Annotated in this window: 13 protein-coding genes; 5 read left to right on the forward strand and 8 right to left on the reverse strand. The window is 61.0% G+C overall.

The features are described 5' to 3' along the window. Positions 1 to 13: 13 nt before the first annotated feature. The 4 genes from QFZ94_RS08035 to QFZ94_RS08050 form a co-directional block, all read right to left on the reverse strand. Positions 14 to 1,201, reverse strand: a complete 1,188-nt coding sequence (locus QFZ94_RS08035) for a glycosyltransferase family 4 protein (protein WP_429456122.1) — start codon at positions 1,199 to 1,201, stop codon at positions 14 to 16. Further along, the gene (locus QFZ94_RS08040) at positions 1,198 to 2,418 is read right to left on the reverse strand and encodes a glycosyltransferase family 4 protein (RefSeq protein WP_429456123.1); all 1,221 of its coding nucleotides are present in this window, start codon (positions 2,416 to 2,418) and stop codon (positions 1,198 to 1,200) included. The genes QFZ94_RS08035 and QFZ94_RS08040 overlap by 4 nt, the downstream gene beginning before the upstream one ends. 21 nt (positions 2,419 to 2,439) lie before the next feature. Continuing rightward, positions 2,440 to 3,549: a glycosyltransferase family 4 protein gene (locus QFZ94_RS08045; protein ID WP_429456124.1), complete on the reverse strand. Its 1,110-nt coding sequence runs from the start codon at positions 3,547 to 3,549 to the stop codon at positions 2,440 to 2,442. A 225-nt stretch (positions 3,550 to 3,774) separates the two neighbouring features. After that, positions 3,775 to 6,012, reverse strand: coding sequence for a polysaccharide biosynthesis tyrosine autokinase (locus tag QFZ94_RS08050; protein WP_429456125.1), 2,238 nt, complete (start codon positions 6,010 to 6,012; stop codon positions 3,775 to 3,777). A 320-nt stretch (positions 6,013 to 6,332) separates the two neighbouring features. Between QFZ94_RS08050 and QFZ94_RS08055 the strand changes: the two genes are divergently transcribed. The 5 genes from QFZ94_RS08055 to QFZ94_RS08075 all read left to right on the forward strand — a co-directional run bounded on the left by QFZ94_RS08055 (position 6,333) and on the right by QFZ94_RS08075 (position 12,172). After that, positions 6,333 to 7,502 carry an MraY family glycosyltransferase gene (locus tag QFZ94_RS08055; protein ID WP_429456126.1) on the forward strand — a complete coding sequence of 390 codons (1,170 nt, stop codon included), beginning with the start codon at positions 6,333 to 6,335 and terminating at the stop codon, positions 7,500 to 7,502. Between the two features lie 144 nt (positions 7,503 to 7,646). After that, entirely contained in the window at positions 7,647 to 8,849 is a 1,203-nt protein-coding gene (locus QFZ94_RS08060) for a carboxylate--amine ligase (protein ID WP_429456127.1), read from the forward strand. Further along, positions 8,849 to 10,111 carry a SidA/IucD/PvdA family monooxygenase gene (locus QFZ94_RS08065; RefSeq protein WP_429456128.1) on the forward strand — a complete coding sequence of 421 codons (1,263 nt, stop codon included), beginning with the start codon at positions 8,849 to 8,851 and terminating at the stop codon, positions 10,109 to 10,111. The genes QFZ94_RS08060 and QFZ94_RS08065 overlap by 1 nt, the downstream gene beginning before the upstream one ends. 78 nt (positions 10,112 to 10,189) lie before the next feature. Further along, entirely contained in the window at positions 10,190 to 11,071 is an 882-nt protein-coding gene (locus QFZ94_RS08070) for a polysaccharide deacetylase family protein (RefSeq protein ID WP_429457736.1), read from the forward strand. Positions 11,072 to 11,143: 72 nt separating this feature from the next. Then, positions 11,144 to 12,172 (forward strand): glycosyl hydrolase family 28-related protein, encoded by a 1,029-nt coding sequence (locus QFZ94_RS08075; RefSeq protein WP_429456129.1) that lies wholly within the window; start codon positions 11,144 to 11,146, stop codon positions 12,170 to 12,172. A gap of 456 nt (positions 12,173 to 12,628) precedes the next feature. Here QFZ94_RS08075 and katG read toward each other — a convergent pair whose 3' ends face one another. The 4 genes from katG to QFZ94_RS08095 form a co-directional block, all read right to left on the reverse strand. Further along, positions 12,629 to 14,887 carry a catalase/peroxidase HPI gene (gene katG, locus QFZ94_RS08080; RefSeq protein WP_429456130.1) on the reverse strand — a complete coding sequence of 753 codons (2,259 nt, stop codon included), beginning with the start codon at positions 14,885 to 14,887 and terminating at the stop codon, positions 12,629 to 12,631. 48 nt (positions 14,888 to 14,935) lie between these two features. Then, complete coding sequence (locus QFZ94_RS08085; RefSeq protein ID WP_410842407.1) at positions 14,936 to 15,598, reverse strand: phosphohydrolase; 663 nt, start codon at positions 15,596 to 15,598, stop codon at positions 14,936 to 14,938. Positions 15,599 to 15,642: 44 nt separating this feature from the next. Further along, positions 15,643 to 17,529 carry an amidohydrolase gene (locus QFZ94_RS08090; protein ID WP_368624116.1) on the reverse strand — a complete coding sequence of 629 codons (1,887 nt, stop codon included), beginning with the start codon at positions 17,527 to 17,529 and terminating at the stop codon, positions 15,643 to 15,645. 134 nt (positions 17,530 to 17,663) lie between these two features. After that, a complete protein-coding gene (locus QFZ94_RS08095; protein WP_013092691.1) occupies positions 17,664 to 18,299 on the reverse strand; it encodes a hydrolase in 636 nt (211 codons plus the stop codon). Positions 18,300 to 18,468: the final 169 nt, after the last annotated feature.

An 18,468-nucleotide genomic window follows, 5' to 3' on the forward strand; every position in this document is an offset into this window, starting at 1 on the left:
GTTTGTGTTGCCCTCACGTGCGATCAAACCCGAACCCGAACGCCTGGCCGCGCGTCGAGTAGACGTGCCGGTAGCTTGCCCAGCAGCGCTCGATTGAAAAGCGTGAGGCCATTCGCGTACGCGCCTGCCTGCCGAGCTGTTCGCGTCCCTCGCGGTCGAGTGAAAGCAGGCTAACGATACCAGCGGCAAGCGCCTCCGGATCGCCGCTCGGCACCAGACGGCCGGTTTCTCCCATCAATGCCGCGGTATCGCCCACATCGGTCGCCACGCAGGGGACACCGCATGCCATCGCTTCGCCGACCACCGTCGGCAGTCCCTCGCTTCGTGACGATAGACAGAAGACGTCCAAAGCGGACATCAGCAGGTGCACGTCGTTGCTTGCGCCCGTAAGTCGACAAACGTCCCTGATGCCCGCGCGGTCGATCATCGCCGTGAGTTCCCGATTGCTCTCGTCAAGGCCCCGGCCAATCATGACGAAGCGGCAATCCGGCTCCATTGCAGACACCCTCGCTACGGCATTGATGAAAGTGCCATAGTCCTTGGCAGGATCGTAGCGGCCGACTATGCCGACAATCTTCGTCGCGGGATCCAGTCCGAGCGCCTTGCGCAACGGATCGCTGTCGCGCCGGCGCGGCTTGAACAGTTCGAGATCGAACCCGTTGAAAATCACCTGCATCCGCGTACTGCAATAGCCGCCTCGGACGTGCGAGATGCGCGCCGCTTCAGCGCAGCAGATGATCACGTCGGGCAGGTGCGTGGACAGCCACGCACAGAACTTCGCGACGATTGCCAGCTTCGTGCCCGAACGCAGCGATGGGAACTCGGTCTGATGCACCCCCCAGGCGAGCCTGAAGGTACCGCCTCGTGGTTCGCCCCGCCCCGCGACGATCCGGGCGACCCGCGCAGCGATTCCGCCAAACAGGTCCGCGTGATACATCCAGGTTTGCACAACGTCAGGACGCAGTTCGACCAGCCAGCGCACGAGGCGAAACAGCATGAGCGGATTGGGCAAACTTCGCGACATGCCGAGTATCCGCACTTCGACACCGAGCGATCGTATGCGCTCGCTCATCGTGTCGAGTGACGACATGGAGATCACCGTGTGCTGGACACCGTCTCGCTGCGACGCCTGGATCAGCCGATAGAGCATCATTTCGGCTCCGCCTACCCGCAGCCCGGAGATGACATGGACGATTCTCATGGCGATGTCCCCTCCGGCGGTGTTGCCACCAAGCCTGCAACCGGCACCGGCACCGGCGCCGGGACCGGCGAGGCGGCGCCCAACTCCTGATAGATCGACAGCAACTTGCCGAGCACGATGTTCTCGTCGAACTCGGTTTGCACCTTCGCTCTCGCGGCAAGGCCCAGCTTGACGCCGAGCGCGCGATCGTCGTCGAGCATGCGGATCGCGTCGGCAAGCGCTTTGGGGTCTCGCGCCGGAATGAGAATGCCATCGTCGCCGTTGCGGCTCACCACTTCGCGGCAGCCGGGCGCATCGGTCGTGATGAGCGGTAGTGCGCACGCTGCGCCTTCGATTAGCGTCGTCGGCAAACCTTCCCGATAGTAGCTCGGTAACACGACCACATCGACCTCCGAAAGCAAGGCGGGCATATCGCTGACGTGCCCCAGCCAGGTAAGCAGGTTGTCGCGGTGCCATTCCTCGATCTGGTTGCGCTGAATCGCGGCTGGATTGCCCTCGTCGGGAGAGCCCGCCAGCAGGAAAATCACCGAACGGCCTTCGCTCTTCAGTATCCGAGACGCTTCGACGAATTCGCCAATGCCTTTTTCCCAGATCAGCCTCGCCGCCAGCACGATGCGCAACGGCGCACCTTTTTTCGTCTCGGCCGGCTCGCGCGGCCGGTAGCGTGTCAGATTCACGCCCGCGCCCCTCACGAGCCGCACCGCCCGGTCCGCAGCGATGCGCGACTGCTTAAAGAGCGCGACGTCCGACGAATTCTGCAGAACGACGGCGGAGTGTTTCCCATTGAAGGCGAAGCGCATGAGATTGCTCACCACGGGACGCAGCATGCGAGCGCGCAGCTCATCGCTCGTGAACACGTAACCGAGGCCATCGATGCCGTTGACGCGAATCGTCACGCCAGCCAGCCGCGCCGCAAGCGAGCTATAGACTGCGCCCTTGATCGTAAAGCCGTGGACGAGCAGCGGACGCTCGCGTCTGAAAACCCGTGCGAGCCACAGAATGAGGCCGATCTCGCGCCATGGATTGAGGCTGCGCCGTTCCATCGGAATCGCCTCCCAGGTAAAGCCGAGAGCGCGAAGCTTCGGGCCATAGCTGCCGTCGGGCGATAGCAGAATCACCTCGAAGCCGCGCTCTCGCAGAGTTTGTGCGAGTGACAAGCGGAAGTTGAACAGATACCAGTCCGTGTTCGCGAGAAGAATGACTTTATTCGTCGGCACTATCGTCCTCCGGAAAAATGATTAACCCAGCCGCAACTGGGCGAACAGGCGGTCCCAGATCGTCAGAATATGGGCAACGGAATAGCGATCCCGGATCGAGCGCGCGCCCCTGACGCCGAGCTCTTCGCGCAGCGCCTGGTCCGACAGCATGCGCCGCAGCCCGGCGGCAAGCGCGGTTGCATCGCCCGGTGGAATCAGCAGACCGTCCTGCCCGTCGCGCATCAACTCGCGCGGCCCGCTCGGGCAGTCGAACGAGACCGCCGGGACACCGAGCGCCATGCTCTCCATCAACGCCACCGGCATCCCTTCGAAGCGGGACGACAGGACGAAAGCATCCGCGGCGGCCATCTCATCCCATGCAGCCTGGGTGCTGCCGGGCAGAAATATCCGCCTGGACAGATTGAGCTCGGCTATCTTCCGGGTGAGCATCGGCCGCTCGGGGCCTTCGCCCCAGATCCACAGATCCCAATCCTCGAAGTCGTGCGCGACCTTCGCGAAGGTTTCGATCAGCAGCTCGTAGTGCTTCTGGGGTTGCAGGCGACCAACCGAAATAAGGCGCTTTCTGCCTTCGACGCGCTGCGGCCTGGTCATGCTGAAAAGCTCGTCCGGAATCGGATTCGGCATCACGGCAATGCGAGGCGTGTCTCCCGAGCGCATCTTCTCGAACGGCGTTGCCATCGACTGGGAAAGGAACGTGAGCGCGGTGGCCCGCGGGTAGGTGAGCCGGCAAAGCAGCTTCCACAGCAACGGGCGGCCATCGGCCACCGGATCGTTGTGCTCGCAGGCGATCACCGGAATGCGCAGGCCCCGTGAAGCCAGGATCACGTTGATGTTCACGTTGGTCAAAAACGACACGATGACGTCGGGCTGCTCTTGCACGAATAGCTTGCGCAACTCCGCCAGTCTCGCGATGTAGTTGACCCGTCGCAGCGGGCTATGCTTGACGCGGTCAGCCAGATAGACCATCCGCACCTTCTCGTCGATCGGAAAAAAACATCCACCGTGTTTGCTGTAGGTCGGCACGAGCGTGACGGTGTGATTGCGCTGGGCCCACGCGGCCGACAGCACCGCGGCAACCCGTTCGGCGCCGCCCGGTCCTCCCATTGAATTGACGACAAGAACAATCTTCACGTTTCGTTGTCTCCCCGGAACGGTCAAACGCTTAGCGTGTTGCGCGGTTGAAAACTGCAAACCCACTGGCCCGAATTGGCGGCCCAGCACGAAGTCGCCCGCCACCTTTACGGCGAACGCGAGTAACGAGATGTTTGTCGCACGAGCACGAGACCGGCTAAAGAGAGCAACGTCGCGAGTAGCCGGTTCACCGTCGTGAAGTCGAACTGATAGGTGTCGACGATGTCAGTTCACGCGGTCCGTGTGCTGGCTCGTCGCATATATGTGGCTGCCGTAGCGCCCCGGATGCAGGTACTTCACGCTGCGTACGGCGAAGCCGTTAAGCATCACGCCATGTATCCGGGTGCCGACCTGGGCAAAGCGCCTTGCCGTTTCCTCGATTTCCGCAAGACGGGTTTCCGAGAACCGTGCCACCAGAAAGATCGATCCTGCGTGCGGCGCGATAATGCCGGCGTCCGAGACGGCAAGCGCCGGCGCCGAATCGAGCAGTACGATGTCGTAACGCGCCGACGCATCCCGCATCAGGCTGTCGAAAGCGACGCTATTGAGCAATTCGGCCGGATTGGCGGGATAGTCGCCACACGGCAAAATGTCGAGATTCGGTAAAACCTCTCGAGTGGCACGCTCGACAGTCAGTGACGGGTCGGCGAGAACTTCCGCGAGTCCGTGGCCGGACGGAAGTCCAAAACTGCGATGCAGCGCGCCCCTGCGCAAGTCACAGTCGACGAGCAGCACGCGTTTTCCGGTCATCGCCAGGATCACCGCAAGGTTCGCGGCGACGAACGACTTTCCGACCTGTGGCATCGGACCCGCCACCAGGACGATGTTGTTGCGCGCACTCGCCAACATATATTGCAGGGCGGAGCGGAACGAACGCAGGCTTTCCGCCGCCGGATCGGACCGGTGCCGGCAGGCGAGAATCAGGTCGCGCGCGTCGGTAGCATTCGCTTTGGCCTGAAGCTCGTCCTGCTTTGCGCTATGCGGCACCATTCCGTACACCATCAGACCGGTGCGAGCTTCGACTTGTTCAGGCTCGGTCACCCCAGCGAAAAGCAACTCGCGGACAAACGAGATCGCGACGCCCGCAAGCACGCCGAGCAACAACGACGCAGCGAGTACTAGTGAACGCACGGGCCGCACCGGATGTTCGGGGATGATCGCGGGATCGATGATCTGCGCGAAGCCCGCCTTGCTGGCCTGAATGAGCCGAAGTTGCTCGACATTGTTCCGCGCCGCCGTGTAAAGGTCGGTCGTCATTCTCACGTCGCGCATCAGGGCAAGCGCGTCCTGTTGCTCCGTCGGCATGGCATTGACGCGCGCTCTCCCCGCTTCAAGGTACTGCTTCGTCATCGCGATCTGCGCATCGAGCGACGCTACGGCTGGATAGGACGGCGCGTATCGCGCTGCCAGATCGGCACGGGTGCGCTGCAGCGTGAGCAACTGCGCCTCGGCATCGGAGACTCTCTGCAGATTTAGCCGGCCTTCTTCAGTCGCATCGACGAGACCGAGCGAATTGCGATACGCAGTGTAGCGGTGCTCGGCCGCAACCATTTGCGCTTGCATAGCGGGCAACTGGCTCTCCAGGAACCTCAGCGAATTTGCCGCGATGGTCGCATTCCGGTCGTTATTTTCACGCACGTATTGCGCGCCGAGCGCGTTCAACGTCTGGCTAAGCAGCTCCGGATCACTGCCGCGCATGGAGACGCTCACGACGTTCGACTTTTCGCCTTGCTCCGTGATCTGCAGATTCTTCTGCATATCGTCAATCACGTCCTGGCGCGACAAGCGCTTCAGATCGAACCGGATACCGGGCGCCGCCGTGATCGTGTCGATGCGCAACGTCACATCGCCTTTGGTCGTCGCGACGGTTTCGGTCTGACCCACGGTGCCGACGAAGGGCCTGTCGAGCTCACTACCGCTCAGCTCGTATCGGCCCGCGGACAGCGCGGTCAGCGTTAGCTTGCGGTCTTCCAGCTCGCGAGGAACTTTGAATGCGCCAATCTTGACCTGTTCTCTACCCCACGCGTAGCCGCCAATGGAGCCAAAGACCGATTTCGAGAGATCACTTGCATGGCTCGCGAGCCACGCGCCGATCACAGGAAAGCGACGCGGTCCTGAAACAACGTCGAGCTCGAGCTCGTCGACCACATGTGCGACGGTCTGGCGCGACTGGATCACCTGCATCTCTCCCGTCGTCTTCGACCTTGCATCGAACGCAGGCGAAACCATCGACATCAGTTCCGGACGCGAGGAGGGCTGCGCTTCAGGCAACTGATCGATCTTGACGAGAATGTTCGACTGATAAACCGGCGACGTGAGCGCTACGACGCCACCGACAAAGAGGCAGACAACCGTTGTAACTGCAATCGTCAGCCGGCGTCGCGAAATCACATCGAGTATTTGCGAAAGATTGCCGTGGCTGGATAGCGCCGACGACGGCATCGATATCTGCTTTTCGTTCATGGAGATCCCCAGGACAGACAGACACCATAAGTCACTGCTTCGCGCAGAAACACTCCGTCCGTTGTGAAGCATCAGATCAGCCGCGCAGCAGGCCTACGGTAGCCAAAATCGTTTCGGTAGAACGTACCAGTGGGCCGGTCCCGTTTGTGTATGGAAACGAACATTGATGGGTACCTTTTTCCCGTACCTTTTGTACCCGTCGGTAGCAAATGCCGGACTAATAAAAAGACTGCTCGCCACAAAATGGCTTTAATCGTCGAGGAATTCGCGTTTTGTGTGTGAGAGACAGTCATCAGGTCAACACCATCGAGGCGAGAGAGATGCCGAACTTAATATTTGGCCTATTAGTGTGCTTTCTGATTACTTTTATCGTCGTCAAAAGCGCTCGGCTAGGTGGCGGCATTGGTCTCGACAACCAACTCGATGGCGTGCAAAAGATGCACGCTACGGCGGTGCCCCGCGTGGGTGGGATCGCGGTCGCGCTCGCGGTCGCGGTCGCGCTAACACTAGCGCTCGGCGCATTGCTCGGCAGTAATCCGCGCATGGAGGTTTTTAAATTGCTTCTATGCGCATTGCCAGTTTTTCTCGGCGGTATCATCGAGGACTTCACCAAGCAGGTAAGTCCAGCGGCGCGATTGCTATGTGCAATCGTTTCTGCGGCAATTGGCGATTTTGCGCTAGGGGCCGTCGTCGATCGTGTGGATCTTCCACTGATAGATTCCCTTCTTGTCTATTCGCCGATCGCGCTGGGCCTCACTTTGCTCATGGTGTCCGGCTTGACCAACGCGTTTAATCTAATCGACGGCTTCAACGGATTGGCCGGTGGAGTGGCAGTTCTGATGCTGGCCTCGATTGGTTTCGTCGCACATCAGGTCGACGACTGGCTGATTCTCAGCGTGTCCCTGACGATGATCGGCGCCATCCTGGGCTTCCTCGTGTGGAACTACCCATCCGCGGCGATCTTCCTCGGCGACGGGGGTGCCTACTTCATCGGCTTTACGATTGCCGAACTCGTCGTTCTCCTTATAGCGCGTCATCCGAATGTCTCCGCCTGGTACGCTGTCGTCGTGACGATTTATCCGATCTTCGAAACCGTCTTCACGATCTACCGGCGGCGCATTGTGCGCGGCTGCGCGGCAGGCGAGCCTGACGGCATCCATTTGCACACGTTGATCTTCAGGCGGATGGTGCGCCGCGCAGCTCATCCCGAAACGACACGCCAGCGCACGAGGCGCAACGCGAGAACGTCGCCATATCTTTGGACGATTAGCCTCATCAGCATCGTGCCGGCGACGTTCCTTTGGAATAACGAAGTAGCGCTCTTTGCGACCGCGATAACCTTCATGGCGGTCTACGTCTGGCTGTATGTATCGATCGTCAAATTCAGGGCACCGCGCTGGCTCGTGATTTACATGCCGCGCGATTCGTTGCCCGCTCCAAGCGAAACACCGGCTAATCACCCCGCTGAGCAGCCATCCCAGGCAGAATAAATTCGCATATCAACTGGACAGAGCGGACCAGTCTTCCATCAAAAAATTCTCATTGCAGTCGGCTGTGCACTCCTCATCGTGCAAAGCCGAATGTGCGAATGACCTAGTCATTTTTTTCTGTAGGCAATCGTACCCGGAGCGATTATGGCGCGTATGGATTCACGCAGTGCAAACGTCAGCGCAGTTGTCGTTGGCGGCGAATTGAACGGCCTTGGCGTCGTAAGGTCGCTCGCCCGGCACGGTATTCGGACCTTGACTGTCGACATGGAAAGTAGAGCTGCCTTCTGGTCTCGCCACACGCAGGGCCGGCTAATCAGAAATCTCGAAGGAAGAGAATTCATCGACGACATGATTGAAATAGGCAGAAGAATGAGCGAGCCGCCGGTTCTGATGTTGACGGCCGAACCAGCGGTTCATGCTGTTTCAGAAAACATCGACGAAATATCGAAGTGGTTTCGTGTTCGGATTCCGACCGACGAGAAGGTAAAGCTTCTGAGCAGTAAGGCGAGTTTCCACGTGTTCGCACAAGTCAACGATTTTGAGGTTCCGCGTACTGTCGTTCTTGAAAGTGTCTCCGATATGGCACTGCTGGCTGTGCTGCAATTCCCATGTGTGATGAAACCCGATGACAAGCGAAGCGCATTAAGCGGAAAAAAGGAACGCGCGCTTCGCATCGAAACGCTAAAAGAGGCCCGCGAGCAAGCAGCCGTCATGCTCGAGACTCCGGGAGGAATCGTGGTGCAGGAATGGATCGAAGGGGCGGATAGCAACATCTATTTCACGCTCTTTTATCGTGGTGCGGATGGACGGCCAATCGCAACCTTCACCGGCCGCAAGCTCTCCTGCTATCCCCGCAACGTAGGTAGCACAGCGGTATGTGTTGCCGCGCCCGACGCGCACAAAGTACTCGAGCCCATCACGTTGGCTTTCGCGGAATGCGCGAGCATGGCCGGCATGGGCAGCATGGAATACAAGTGGGACGATCATCGCCGGAAGTTCGTGATGATCGAACCCACCGTTGGAAGAACGGACTGGCAGGAAGAAATCGCTACCTTGTGCGGGACGAATATCCCAGTCGCGGCCTACCAGCACGAGCTAGGACTACCTGTGACAACGGCCACTGCAAACCGTGTGAGCGTCGCGTGGCGGGCGTCAATCGCCGACAAGCCGCCACCTCAACTGCTGACGGGCATCACGGAGATCGTGGACGGCTATTTTCGCACCGAGGACCCGTTTCCCGCTTTGAGACAGTACTGCATGGGAAATCCGTTGCGCCGACTGCGGCAGATGATGCAGAGAGATGTGATCACAAATCGACCCGAAAATCTGTTAAGTGGGAGGAACTAATGGCAACGACCGATACCGCAATCATTGGTGCAGGACCTTATGGCTTGTCTCTCGCGGCTCACCTGGATGCGGCGGGCGTGCCTCACCAGGTATTAGGCACGCCTATGGAAGGCTGGAGAAACTTCGCGCCACCGGGCATGCTGATGCGCTCCGACGGCTGGTCCACGAGTCTCTATGCACCGCAGCGCGGTTATGCGCTTCAGGACTATTGCGCGCTGAGGGGCATCCGCTACCAGCCGATCGGCATGCATCTGACACGCGAAACATTTATTGATTACGGACTGTGGTTTCAACAACAGCTCGTCGACGATTTAAAGCAGGTCGATGTCGTCGATATGCGCCGCGTGGACGGGATGTTCCGTCTGGCGCTGAGTGACGGCACTTCCATCGTCGCGCGCCGCGTGGTGCTTGCGCTGGGGCTCAAGGGTTTCGAAAAGACGCCCCCGGTTCTGCAAGGGCTGCCACGAGAATTCGTCTCCCATTCCTGCGAGTACGGAAACCTCGATTGGGTGCGAGGAAAGGATATCGTTATCGTGGGTGGCGGACAGTCGGCACTCGGCCTCGCCGCGCTCATGAACGAAAACGGTGGTCGTATCCGCGTGCTCGCGCGTGAACCTGTCGTGACGTGGAACAACAAACCACAGAACAACCGGAGCCTTATATCGAGGCTGATCAGGCCGGATGGGCGAATCGGCCCGGGTTGGCGCGCCCATATCATCGCGGAATGGCCGTTCGTGTTTCGCGCATTTGGCGCACAGCGCCGGAAGCAGGTCGTAAATTCCACGTGGGGCCCGTCTGGCGCATGGTGGCTGCGCGATCGCGTCGTCGACCAGGTGGACGTGACGGTCGGCAGCCAGATACGTCACGCGGTCATTGATGGAAATCGCATCGTCCTGCAGGTCTCCATGAAAGACCAGCAATCGCAATTAGAGGCCGACCACGTGATCGCGGCGACCGGGTTCAAGACCGACCTCAGTCGACATGCATTTCTTTCAACGGAAATCGTCCAGTCGATGTCCCTTCAAGACGGTGTGCCGGAGCTTACGCGCCATTTCGAGACCGGTGTTCGCGGTCTCTATGTGATTGGACCCGCATCCGCATACAGCTTTGGTCCTGTGATGCGATTCATCTACGGAGCGAAATACGCTGCGCCGCAGGTTGCACGGCATATCCTGAAGCGTTATCGGCACGATAGCCCTGCGCCGCGAACGACGCCCGCCGCAGCAGCCACGGAAGCAATTCCGAATCAGGCAGACCATTAAACGCCATCCATGCGGATCGTGTCGAGCTCAGGTTCATCGATACGCCAACTGTCTACTCAGTGAGTGTGCCCAATGATGATGCCCCAGCGAAACAGCGCCGTGAAAGAAATCATGGCTCGCTGCTTGTCCTTTTCCGGTATGACGTGGCTAACGCGAACTTTGCTATGGCGTGACAGAGTCGCGATCCTGCTGTATCACGATCCGGACCCTGCAACGCTCGATGTCCATTTGACCCATTTGCGGAAGATCTGCGATGTGATTCCGCTCGCGGCTCTCAATGAGCCCAGCAAAGGCCGACCTCGTGCAGTCGTTACTTTTGACGATGGCCACGCAGGTAATGCTGATCTTCTGCCGGTTTTCATAAAACATAAGGTTCGCCCGACCATTTTCCTATGCAGTCGAATCGTCGCGCGCCGGCGCAGGCATTGGTGGTTGCATCCGTCAGCGGAACAGGCCGGTATCGAGCGGCTGAAGCGACTAGGGAATTCGCGCCGGCTGGCCGAACTCGAGGTGAGAGGATTCGCGCAGGACGGTGAAGACATGCCGTCGGGACTGACCCATGAGCAGATCCAAACGATGAAACCTTACGTGGACTTTCAGGCGCACACGCGGTTTCATCCGATATTGACGCGCTGTGAGGCATCCGAATGTGAGGAAGAAATCGCGGGTTCGCGGCACGAGGTTGGAGCTTTACTGAATAGCGAGTGCACTCACTTCGCGTATCCGAACGGCAACTACGGCGCGCGGGAGATCGAATACGTGAAGGCGGCGGGATTCAAGACCGCGCGCACCTGCGACGTTGGCTGGAACGATAGCCAAACCGACCCTTACCGTTTGCGCACGATCATCATTACCGACGACGCGTCACCCACCTGGTTCGCCGCCCAATTGACAGGCATCCCGGTTTTTCTGCGCTACTTGCGAGGTGGCTCGTGGGATGGACGCTTTCCGCAGTTCTAGTTGGCGGAGGCCGAATGTCCGTCCGGCTGTAACCTGGTTGCGGCTATTAAACGAACGCTGGAGTCAACTTTCATGAGGTTCGCTTACTGGGTCTGCGGCCTGTTGGTCACCGGGCTCATTGCAGCGCAGTCATTGCGGCTACTCGCGGATCGCGGCGATGCGGCAGTCAGCGAGCCGCCAGCCAGCGATCTGCTGGGTGCGCCCCCGGCTGCGCGCACTATCGTCACACCAGCCCTCGTTGACCCAGTGAATCCGTTTGACTTTGGTGCGAAGTGCGATGGCGTGTCGGACGATTCGTCAGCGTTTCAGGCCGCGCTGGATGCCGGCGACGTACGGGTGCCGGCTGGGACCTGCGTGATCGACCACACGGTCAAAATTACGGTCAGCCATCGGCACATGGAATGTGCGAAAGGCACGACGCTCAGGCAGACCAGGCCGGTATTCAGCATGTTTTCCGTCGTCGCACCGGACGGGAAAACGCTGACTGGCGACAGCATCGCCAATTGCGTATTCGAAGGAACCAATTCCGCTGCTCCACGTTTTATTCTCGACGACGATGCGCTGCACTACAACATTCCCGTCGAGACGCGGGACAGGGTCAGCGACTTCACGCTTGTCGGCAACACCTTCAAGCGATTTTTTGGCCAGGCGATGTTTCAGACCTACGGGGAAGTGGACGGCGGCAGCGGCGACATCATTGCATATAACCGTTTCGAGAGCTGCGGATACTATGGCGCCGTATTCGTCGCGCATCGGCACGGATACATTGGACATAATGTTCTGATAGATTGCGCGGTAGGTGTCGAGAACGACAATGCGCAGCAACTGGGCGGCGATAACGTGATCGAATACAACGACGTGAGGGCAATTCACGGCTATGGAGCGCCCGATATGGGCGCCTCGGTGCTGCTGACGGGTGGCACGGCCGGCGACGCAGACTACTCGACCAACATCGTGCGTTACAACACCGTAATGGGAGTTAGCAAAAAGGCGTACTATTCGTTCGCAATACGGCCAAGTATCATATGGCAAAAGGCGAGCGGCGGCGCCGCACAGTATCGGCAAAACACCTGCGTGAGAGGATGCAAAGTCGTTCAGTAACAAGCGCAACTGTGCTGCATTGAACGGAGGTGCGCGGCCGGGAGTTGGGAATCCCGACTGATGGATCGGTTTTTCAATCGAGCCAACTGAGGTCGCGTTACTTAAGTGAGGTTCAAGATGACGACTCTTATACGAATAATCGGTACGATCGCGTTTCTATTCGTGGTCTACCTTGCTCTCAGAGCCGTCGCGGACGTCCTGTTTTCGGATACGTCGAAGAATGGCCGGCTCCGCCAGCGGCGCTTGCGCTCCTCGAGTAGCGCCGATCGAGAGGCAAATATTGAAAGCCAGCAGAAAGCGGCGGATCACAACGGCCGCGGCTAGCGAGCCGCATATGCGCTGCACCTACCTCCGCACGCCAACCTGAAGTCCCCCGCTAAGCTTGATCACGACGCACGCCAACCGTGATCTACGCGCCGCGCTGCCGAACCCACAGGGTCCGACAGCGCTCCATCGTCAAACGGCCTCGAAGCGGTCCAGATTCATCACCTTGACCCACGCAGCGACGAAGTCGCGCACGAACTTCTGCTGTCCATCCTCGCTCGCATAGACCTCACTGAGCGCGCGCAGAACGGAGTTCGCGCCGAACACGAGGTCCACGCGCGTGCCGATCCATTTCGGCTTGCCGGTCTTGCGCTCACTCCCCTGGAACACGTCGCTGGCAACCGTCAGCGGCTTCCACTGCGTGTCCATGTCGAGCAGGTTGCGGAAAAAATCGTTCGTCAGTGCGCCCGGGCGATCCGTGAAGACGCCGCGCGCTTCGCCGCCAGCCTGGACGCCCAGCACGCGCAGGCCGCCCACCAGTACCGTCATTTCGGGCGCCGTGAGCGTGAGCTGTTGCGCCTTGTCGACGAGCAGTACCTCAGCCGGCACACGGTAGCTGCCTTTCACGAAGTTGCGGAACCCATCGGCGAGCGGTTCGAGCATGCCGACAGATTCGACGTCGGTCTGCTCCTGCGACGCGTCCATGCGACCCACCGCGAATGGCACCGTGATTTCGTGACCCGCCTTTTTCGCGGCCGCCTCGATGCCGACACCGCCCGCGAGCACGATCAGATCAGCGAGCGAAATCTTCTTTCCGTTCGACTGTGAACGGTTGAACCCGGCCTGAATGCCTTCGAGCGTCCCGAGCACCTTCGCGAGTTTCGCGGGCTCGTTCACAGCCCAATCCTTTTGCGGAGCGAGGCGGATGCGCGCACCGTTGGCGCCGCCGCGCTTGTCCGATCCACGGAACGTCGACGCCGAAGCCCACGCGGTCTGTACGAGTTCAGCAATCGACAGCCCCGAGTCGAGAATCCTTCGCTTCAGCGAGACGACGTCCTGTTCTGCAACGAGCGGGTGATCGACGGCCGGAATCGGGTCTTGCCAGATCAATTCCTCGGCAGGCACTTCCGGACCGAGGTAGCGGGCGCGCGGCCCCATATCGCGGTGCGTCAGCTTGAACCAGGCACGCGCGAATGCATCGGCAAACTCATCGGGATGCGCCATGAAGCGCCGCGAGATCTTCTCGTAGGCCGGGTCGAAGCGAAGCGACAGATCGGTCGTCAGCATCGTCGGCTTGAGCTTCTTCGAGGCGTCGTGCGCGTGAGGAATCGTTTCCTCCGCGTCTTTTGCAACCCATTGGTGCGCGCCGGCCGGACTCTTCGTCAGTTCCCATTCGTAAGCGAAAAGGTTGTGGAAGAAGCCTGTGCCCCATTGGGTCGGCGTGCTGGTCCAGGTGACTTCGAGTCCGCTCGAGATCGCGCCGGCACCCGCGCCGGTTCCGAAGCTGCTGTTCCAGCCGAGCCCCATGTTCTCCAGACCGGCGGCTTCGGGCTCGGGCCCGACGTTGCCGGCAGGGCCCGCGCCGTGCGTCTTGCCGAACGTATGGCCACCCGCGATCAACGCGACGGTTTCCTCGTCGTTCATGGCCATCCGAGCGAAGGTTTCCCGAATGTCGCGCGCGGCTGCGACAGGATCGGGGTTGCCATCCGGACCTTCCGGGTTCACGTAGATGAGCCCCATCTGCACCGCCGCGAGCGGATTCTCGAGATCGCGGTCGCTGTCGGTATGGCTCGTTTCCTGGCCGCGCAACGCCGTGGCGGCCACGACCACGCGTCCATCGTCATTGGCAGGCGCGCCCTTGCCATAGCGCACGTCGCCGTTCAGCCATGTCTTTTCGTTGCCCCAGTACACGTCCTGATCGGGTTCCCATGTGTCCTCGCGGCCGCCGGCGAAACCGAAGGTCTTGAAACCCATGGTCTCCAGCGCGACGTTCCCGGTAAGGATCAGCAGATCGGCCCACGAAATCTTCTGGCCGTACTTCTGCTTGACGGGCCAAAGGAGGCGCCGGGCCTTGTCGAGGTTTACGTTGTCGGGCCAGCTGTTCAGCGGCGCGAAGCGTTGCTGTCCGCGGCCGCTACCGCCGCGACCGTCGCTCGTGCGATACGTGCCTGCGCTATGCCACGCCATGCGGACGAACAGCGGTCCGTAGTGGCCGAAGTCGGCCGGCCACCAGTCCTGCGAGTCGGTCATCAGCGCGGCGAGGTCCTTCTTTAGCGCCGCGAGGTCGAGCGTCTTGAAGGCCTCGGCGTAGTTGAAGCCGGGGTCGAGAGGATTGGATTTGTGCGAATGCTGGCTCAATAGATCGAGCCGAAGCTGCTTGGGCCACCAGTCGCGGTTGGTCGTACCACCGCCAGCGGCGTGATTGAACGGACACTTGCCTTTGTTCGGCATGAATCTTCCTGCTTTGGTTGATTGGTTTTGACGGCCGCGCAGCGCCTGCTAGTCCTGCCACCGTGAGCCGAGAATCTGCCCGCAGAAATTGCTCCTGCAATATTCCGGATCGAGGCGATCGAGAATGTCAGCGCTCCGCGTACCGAAGGTCGTCTGCGGACGGTGAGCAACGCCACGCCCGATCGCACCGATGATCTCCTGCCTGAAGTGCTTGCCGCGCGGATAAGCGGCCAGCACTCCCGCGCGCTCCCCATCCGTGTGGGTTTCGAAATGCGCTGCGACGAGATCCGTACATACCGCGGCTGCCAGCACCTTCGCGAGTGGCGACACGCGCTCCGGGATGCCCGGCGATGTGTGCAGCGCGATGGCGTTCCACGCATCGTCCTGTGCGTGAATACTCGCGCCGTGATGACGCAGAAGCCGACGCGCCGCATCGGCGCCGTCCAATTCATAGCGCGCGGTCGAATGGGCATACGCCGCGCTCAGTCCCATGTTCGCGTACATCGAACTCACGTAGAGCGCATCCATATCGCATACGATGCCGACTCGGCGGGCGTTCAGCGCCGCGAAGACGAACACCCGGTGCGCATGGCCGAGCAACACGGCCGGCAGCGCTGCATGAGCGCTCTCGGCAGCGGCGAGCGCCACCGATGTGCGCGGAATGCGGATACCCACGATATTTGCGTCCGCTCCGGATGAGCGTGGTCGCATGTCCATTTCCTTTGCGTCGATATGAGGTGTCGCGCGCGGTCCACTCAGAACGCGAAGCAGCTACAGCCGAGCGCGCCCCAGAATGAGTTGGCGTCGCCGGCCGGCACATTGCTGCGCCATGCCCAACCGTGCGCATGGCTGTGCACGCCGCAAAGGTTCACGCACGCGTCGGTGCACGACTGCGCGAGCACGGCGTTCGTCACGACGGGCTTGTAGCGCGCATAGCCACCGAACTCCGCGACCGGCGACCACACGGGACTCACCGGCAGCGCAGGTGGATTCAGCGAGTCGAACTCCGCGTCGGCATACACGACGCGGCCGTTCACGACCGTCAGCACCGACTCGAGATGTTTGATCGACTCTTCGTCGATCGTGAAGAAGTCGTCGCTCAGGACCGCGAAGTCGGCGTACTGGCCGGGTACCAGCGCGCCCTTCTTCGTTTCGTCGTTGGAGAACCACGCGCTGCCCACCGTGTAGCGGCGCAACGCTTCCATGCGTTCGAGACGGTCGCGCTGCGCGTACATCGGCGTGCCGCCCACGGTGCGCCCGGACACGAGCCAGTACAGCGACACGAACGGGTTGAAGCTCGCCACGCGGGTGGCGTCGGTGCCCGCGCCGACAGGCAACCCGGCTTCGAGCATCTTGCGCACGGGCGGTGTGTGCGCCGCGGCCCCGGCGCCGTAACGCGCGATGAAGTACTCGCCCTGATACGCCATCCGATGCTGGATGGCGATGCCGCCTCCGAGCGCCGCGATGCGCTCGATGTTGCGCTCCGAAATCGTCTCGCAGTGGTCGAAGAACCAGCGCAGGCCGTCGAACGGCGTGTCGGCGTTCACGCGCTCGAACACGTTCAGGAAGCGCTCGATCGACTCGTCGTAGGTCGCGTGCAGACGCCACGGCCAGCGGTTGCGCACCAGCAGGCGCACGACCTCTTCGAGTTCCTTCTCCATGCCTTCCGGCAGGTCGGGACGCGGCTCGAGAAAGTCTTCGAAGTCCGCCGCCGAGAACACCAGCATTTCGCCCGCGCCGTTGACCTTCAGGAAGTCGTCGCCGTCGCCGGGACGGGTGGCTTTCACCCACTTCGCGAAGTCCTCGATCTCGCGCTTCGCGTTCTGCGTGAACAGGTTGTAGGCGATACGCACGGTGAGCTGATCGCGCTTCGCGAGTTCCATGATGACCGCGTAGTCGTCGGGGTAGGCCTGATAGCCGCCGCCCGCGTCGATCGCGCTCGTCACGCCGAGGCGGTTGAGTTCGCGCATGAACTGGCGTGATGAATTCATCTGGTCGTCGAAGGGCAGCTTCGGCCCCTTCGCGAGCGTCGCGTAGAGCAGGCCCGCATTCGGACGCGCGATCAGCATGCCGGTGGGATTGCCGCGCCGGTCGCGCTGGATCTCGCCGCCGGGAGGATTCGGCGTGTCGCGCGTGTAGCCGACCGCACGCAGCGCCGCCGCGTTGAGCAGCGCGCTGTCATACAGATGCAGAATGAAAACCGGCGTGTCAGGTGCGATCGCGTTGATTTCATCGAGCGTGGGACCGCGCTTTTCCGCAAACTGAAATTCGTTCCAGCCGCCGACCACGCGCACCCATTGCGGCGCCGGCGTGCGCGCGACCTGCGCGCGCAACATCTCGAGCGCGTCGGCAAGCGACGGGACTCCGTCCCAGCGCAATTCCATGTTGAAGTTCAGGCCGCCGCGAATCACGTGCAGATGCGAGTCGTTCAGACCCGGAATCACGGTGCGGCCGTTCAGATCGATACGGCGCGCATCGTCACGCGCCCATTGCATGACATCGCGCTCACTGCCGGTCGCCACGATCTTGCCGTCAGCGACGGCCAGCGCCGTGACGAACGAACGACGCTCGTCCTGGGTCGCAATCTTGCCGTTGTAGATCACCAGGTCGGCGATGCGGACAGGTTGATTGGGTGCGCTCATCGACGCCCTCCTATGTGCTCTATTCGATTTGCCCTTTGCGCCTCATGACGGCGCAAAGGGTGTGAGATGCGGGCGAGCGTGCGGAACGACGCTCGCCTCGCATCGCTTCGCTCGACTGCGGCCCAGCTTCAAGGTCAGGCTGCTTCGCTCGCGTGTTCGCCGAGGATCTGCTTCGCGTAGCGCACGCCGATGCCGTACGCGCTGTGCGCCTTGAAGATGTCCATGCAGCCTTCGTAGGTCTCGCCACGGGCCCAGTCGCGTTGCAGTTCGCACATGAACTGCAGCGAGGTCATCGGCACCGCGCCGGCCTGGATCACGCGCTGGATCGCGCGCTCGTGCGCTTCTTCCGTGATGTCGCCGCATGCGTCGGTCGGCACGTAGATCTCGAAGCCTTCCGCGAGCATCTGGACGGTCGGGAACGCCACGCACACTTCCGTCCACAGACCGGCGATCACGATCTTCTTGCGGCCCGTGGCCTTGATCGCCGCGCGAAAGCCCGCGTCTTCCCACGAGTTCATCGAGGTGCGATCGACCGGCTTGATCTGCGGGAACACCTGCTGCACTTCGGGCAGCAGGTGGCCGCTGAACGAGTCCGCGGCGATCGTGGTGAGGACCGTCGGCACCTTGAACAGCCTGGCGGCCTTCGCGAGGATCTGCACGTTGTGCAGGACAGTGGTGCGCTCGTGCGAGTGCGTGCCGAAGAACATCTGCGGCTGGTGGTCGATCAGCGCGAGTGCGCAGTTCTCGGGGGTCAGCAGTTCAAAAGCCATGGTTGCTCCAGTGAAGGACAGGTACGGACAAGCGATGCCGCGCGCAGCGGTCATCGAACGCGTGCAGATTACGGATCGCGCGCCTTAAAGTCCTTGGGAAAACCTGAAGCGTTATGAAAGGTTCGGCTCGCCTGAAGCGAGCGCGCAAGAGTGGACGTCAGTCCGGGAG

Origin of the sequence: Paraburkholderia sp. JPY465, assembly GCF_050436725.1 — a bacterium.
In the GTDB taxonomy this organism is placed as follows: domain Bacteria; phylum Pseudomonadota; class Gammaproteobacteria; order Burkholderiales; family Burkholderiaceae; genus Paraburkholderia; species Paraburkholderia youngii.

Bases quoted from the DNA above. Each gene is read 5' to 3' on its own strand.
- QFZ94_RS08035 (WP_429456122.1), bottom strand. From the start codon at position 1,201: ATGAGAATCGTCCATGTCATCTCCGGGCTGCGGGTAGGCGGAGCCGAA.
- QFZ94_RS08050 (WP_429456125.1), bottom strand. From the start codon at position 6,012: ATGAACGAAAAGCAGATATCGATGCCGTCGTCGGCGCTATCCAGCCAC.
- QFZ94_RS08055 (WP_429456126.1), top strand. From the start codon at position 6,333: ATGCCGAACTTAATATTTGGCCTATTAGTGTGCTTTCTGATTACTTTT.
- QFZ94_RS08060 (WP_429456127.1), top strand. From the start codon at position 7,647: ATGGCGCGTATGGATTCACGCAGTGCAAACGTCAGCGCAGTTGTCGTT.
- QFZ94_RS08065 (WP_429456128.1), top strand. From the start codon at position 8,849: ATGGCAACGACCGATACCGCAATCATTGGTGCAGGACCTTATGGCTTG.
- QFZ94_RS08070 (WP_429457736.1), top strand. From the start codon at position 10,190: ATGCCCCAGCGAAACAGCGCCGTGAAAGAAATCATGGCTCGCTGCTTG.
- QFZ94_RS08075 (WP_429456129.1), top strand. From the start codon at position 11,144: ATGAGGTTCGCTTACTGGGTCTGCGGCCTGTTGGTCACCGGGCTCATT.
- katG (WP_429456130.1), bottom strand. From the start codon at position 14,887: ATGCCGAACAAAGGCAAGTGTCCGTTCAATCACGCCGCTGGCGGTGGT.
- QFZ94_RS08085 (WP_410842407.1), bottom strand. From the start codon at position 15,598: ATGCGACCACGCTCATCCGGAGCGGACGCAAATATCGTGGGTATCCGC.
- QFZ94_RS08090 (WP_368624116.1), bottom strand. From the start codon at position 17,529: ATGAGCGCACCCAATCAACCTGTCCGCATCGCCGACCTGGTGATCTAC.
- QFZ94_RS08095 (WP_013092691.1), bottom strand. From the start codon at position 18,299: ATGGCTTTTGAACTGCTGACCCCCGAGAACTGCGCACTCGCGCTGATC.